This window comes from Limosilactobacillus caviae (genome assembly GCF_014635905.1).
GTDB classification, from domain to species: Bacteria; Bacillota; Bacilli; order Lactobacillales; family Lactobacillaceae; genus Limosilactobacillus; species Limosilactobacillus caviae.
Genome location: NZ_BMDS01000024.1, coordinates 1 through 570, shown reverse-complemented (window position 1 = coordinate 570; position 570 = coordinate 1). Strand labels below are relative to the sequence as shown.

Annotated in this window: 2 rRNA genes; both read right to left on the bottom strand. The window is 43.9% G+C overall.

Annotation, left to right across the window (positions count from 1 at the left end):
• Nucleotides 1-233 (bottom strand): 23S ribosomal RNA (locus IEU90_RS11225); the annotation flags it as partial.
• Nucleotides 234-436: 203 nt separating this feature from the next.
• Nucleotides 437-570, bottom strand: a 16S ribosomal RNA gene (locus IEU90_RS11220); the annotation flags it as partial.

Sequence of the window (570 nt, the reverse complement as noted above, 5' to 3'; positions counted from 1 at the left end):
ATGTTTCTTTCTCTTCCTGCAGCTACTAAGATGTTTCAGTTCACTGCGTCTACCTCTTGCCAGCTATGAATTCACTAGTCAAGTAATCAGCGACTAAGCTGATTGGGTTGCCCCATTCGGAAATCTCCGGATCAAAGCGTACTTACCGCTCCCCGAAGCATATCGGTGTTAGTCCCGTCCTTCATCGGCTCCTAGTACCAAGGCATTCACCATGCACCCTTCATAACTTAACCTTAGCAGTCTTAAACTGCTTTGATTAATTGAGTTAGCTATTATATTCGTTAATTAAAACTCAAATAACGCGGTGTTCTCGGTTTATTGTTTTGTTAATAAAGAAATTAGATAGTATTTAGTTTTCAAAGTACAAGCTCTGAGGGTAAACCCCTCAAAACTAAACAAAGTTTCTCCGTTGTGTAGGTTCCGTTTTATTCCTTAGAAAGGAGGTGATCCAGCCGCAGGTTCTCCTACGGCTACCTTGTTACGACTTCACCCCAGTCATCTATCCCGCCTTAGGCGGCTCCCTCCAAATGGTTAGGCCACCGACTTTGGGCGTTACAAACTCCCATGGTG